Genomic DNA, 3,019 nt, shown 5'->3' on the forward strand with positions numbered 1-3,019 from the left:
CGGGCGCCCCGGGGCCGGTCGGCTCCGCCTCTCAGCCCGTGCCGGTAACGGTGAAGGAGCGGCTGGTGCCGCTGATGGGAGTGATCTTGCCCAGCAGGCTGCGGGCGTCCCCGGAGTAGCGGATGCGGTACTCGCCGGGGGCGGTGCCGGCGGGGATGTCCCAGGAGAGTGTGACCTTAGAGGCGCTGACACCGTCCCGGGCCCAGCGGAACGTCGTCGACCAGTCGCCGTCGTCGGCGATCCGCTGCCAGCGGTCACCCGTGCGGCGCTGGACCTCCAGGTAGGTGGAGCCGTGGCGGAGGTCGTTGTTCGGGTGGGCGCCGACGAAGACGGCGGTGGCGGTGCTGCCGGGGGCGTACGAGGCGGCCGGCTGGGTCAGCACGTCACCGAAGCTGCGGAACAGCGGCGGCGTGTCCAGCACCACGCCCGGCGGGCGGATCAGCTGCTGCCCGGACAGGTCGGCGGGCACCGGTCCGCTGGGCGCCGGACGGCCGTCCCGCATCCGGGCGGCCAGGTCGGCGGCGGTCTGCTGGAGCGCCGGCAGCTGCCAGCGACCGAACAGGGTGCTGCCGCCCTCGTACTGCTGGGCGTCGTACTCCTCGGGTGTCGTCAGGTAGTGCAGGTAGGCGTTGGAGTAGCCGGCGACCAGCACGTTCCGCACGTCGGCGCCGGTGATCTCGGCGACGGTACGGCGCAGGCGCAGTCCGGCGGCCACGGTCACCTCGTGGGGCAGGCCGATCAGGTGCAGGTCGCCGATCCGCATCAACTGGACGGGTGCCTCCTCCTGGACCCAGGGCAGCAGCCGGTTCATCTCACCCAGCGGCAGCAGCAGGCCCTTCGGGGACTGGCAGTCCTTCAGCTCCGGGGAGGCCCGGTAGAGCACGGTGTGCGAGATCGCGTCCCAGAACGGGTTCTCGCCCTCCTGGAAGACCGGCAGCGCCGGGCCGTCCTCGGTGCTGCCCGCGGCGGCGCTGGTGCCGTAGGCGGGCTCGCAGGTGCGGTGGCTGCGGCCGTCGCCGGTGAACTCCGGGCGCACCTGCACGTCGGAGAGGTCGATCCAGGCCAGCCGGGAGTCGACGCCGCCGGCCAACCGGTCGCCCTCGTCGGAGAGTTGGTCCGCCGCGGCCTCGTACTGACGCAGACCGATGGTGCGGGTGTTCTCGAACTGCTTCTCGGCCAGCTCGTCGGCCGGGTCGAGGTGGATGTTCGGCGACATGTCACCGGCGTTGGTCTGCGCGAACGCCGACACGAAGTCCGGTGGCGTGTCCGCGAGATAGTCGCCGTGCTCGACCTCCCGCTCCCAGTGGTGGGCAGCGAAGCCCTTGTTGTCGGCGCTGACGAGTCTGTTCTCACCGGTCATCGAGGTGTTGTGGGTGGCGAACCAGTTGATCGCGCCGACCGGGCGGCCGTCCCGCTCGATGCGCAGCAGAGTCGTCTGCGGATCGCGGCCCTCGGGGAAGAACTCCCGGTCCGCGGCCGGGTTGCGGTCGAACGCCTTCTTGGACCGGTTCACGTTCGCGTCGTGCAGTTCGCCGTGGGTCAGCGTCAGCGAGGCCGGGGCCAGATCGGCGTGCGCGCGCTCCACGGACGCCAGCATGCCGTCGCTGACCGCCCGGAACGTCTTCTCCCGGTAACCGAGGGAGGTGACGTTGTAGAGCGTGTGGTGCGAGTAGCCGCCGGGACCGGAGTGCGAGTGGGTGGCGGTGATCATGACGTTCTGCTCGGAGTACAGGTCGCCGTAGCGCTCCTCCAACCCCTCCAGCACCCGCTGGTGCACGCTGGAGAAGATCATCGGTGAGTCGGCGACGATGACCAGGACCCGCTTGCCGCTCGTGCGGTCCTCGATCACGAACGCCCGGGAGCGCATCCGGGTGTGCAGTCCCTCGGAGACCTGGTCGACGCGGGCGTAGCCCATCATCCCGGCCTCGGCGACCTCACCGGTGGCGTCGGCCACCCCGCGGCCCACGAGATAGGGATGCTCGGCGGACGACGACGACGCCCGCGCGGCGCCGGCGGAGGAATCGGGGGCGGCTGGGGCGGGGGTACCGCCGAAGGCGGTCGTGGGTGTGAGCAGCAAGGCGACGGCGACCGCGAACGCGGCGGCGGTCCGAACACGGTGAGAGGCCACCCAACTGTGGTACCAGGCAGTAGCTCGGGCGTGAAGACACCTGCGTGACAAGGGTGTTGGCAGGGACCCCGGGGCGGCCCGGCAAGCGGCGGGCCCGGGGCGGAAACAGGCAAAACCCGGACGCAGCCGGTATCGGCCGCCTACGCTTCAGGTGTGCCTGGGGCGTCGGGCCGGGTCCTTGTGGTGGACGACAACAAGGTGATCCGGCAACTGATCAAGGTCAACCTGGAGCTGGAGGGCTTCGAGGTCGTGACCGCGGCCGATGGTGCCGAGTGCTTGGACGTGGTCCACCGGGTGCGGCCGGACGTCATCACCCTCGACGTCGCGATGCCCCGTCTGGACGGGCTGCGCACCGCGCAGCGGCTCCGGGCCGATCCGCGGACCCGCAGCATCCCGGTGGCGCTGGTCAGCGGCTGCAACCGGATGGGCGGCGAGGTGGACGTGGCGGACGCCTTCCTCGCCAAACCGTTCGAGCCGGGTGACCTCGTGCAGCTGGTCCGACGGCTGCTGCACAGCGGAGCGGGCCCGTACGGGCAGGCCGGTCAGGCCGGTCAGGGCAGTCCCCGCGGGGCGGGCGGCGCCCCTCCCGCGGTCACGGAGAGCGCGGAGTCCGTGCCCCGGCCGTCCTGAGGGGTGAAACCGGTTCGACGAGCCCCGCCCTCTCTCGCCTAGGCTTGCCCCCGTGACCCCTGACCAGCTGTCCCGGAGCGTGCTGCGCTCACTGCGGCGCGCCGTCGCCGCCGGCTCGCTGCCGGCGACGGACGAGCCGCGACTGGTCACGTTGCGCAAGCCGCCGCACGGTGACGCCGACTACGCGTCGAACATCGCGCTGCGGCTGGCCCCGGCGCTGGGCCGCCCGGCCCGCGAGATCGCGGAGATCCTGCGCCCGTC

Annotated in this window: 2 protein-coding genes and 1 pseudogene; 2 read left to right on the forward strand and 1 reads right to left on the reverse strand. The window is 72.0% G+C overall.

Translation table 11 applies throughout. The features are described 5' to 3' along the window. Positions 1-31: 31 nt before the first annotated feature. A complete protein-coding gene (locus tag ACYVE9_RS20990; protein ID WP_461029440.1) occupies positions 32-2,128 on the reverse strand; it encodes a neutral/alkaline non-lysosomal ceramidase N-terminal domain-containing protein in 2,097 nt (698 codons plus the stop codon). A 153-nt stretch (positions 2,129-2,281) separates the two neighbouring features. On the opposite strand from ACYVE9_RS20990, the gene ACYVE9_RS20995 reads away from it, so the two are divergent. Further along, positions 2,282-2,758: a response regulator gene (locus ACYVE9_RS20995; protein WP_461029441.1), complete on the forward strand. Its 477-nt coding sequence runs from the start codon at positions 2,282-2,284 to the stop codon at positions 2,756-2,758. 52 nt (positions 2,759-2,810) lie between these two features. Next, positions 2,811-3,019, forward strand: a pseudogene (locus ACYVE9_RS21000) (ArgS-related anticodon-binding protein NrtL); the annotation flags it as partial.

The organism is Streptomyces sparsus (assembly GCF_054776295.1).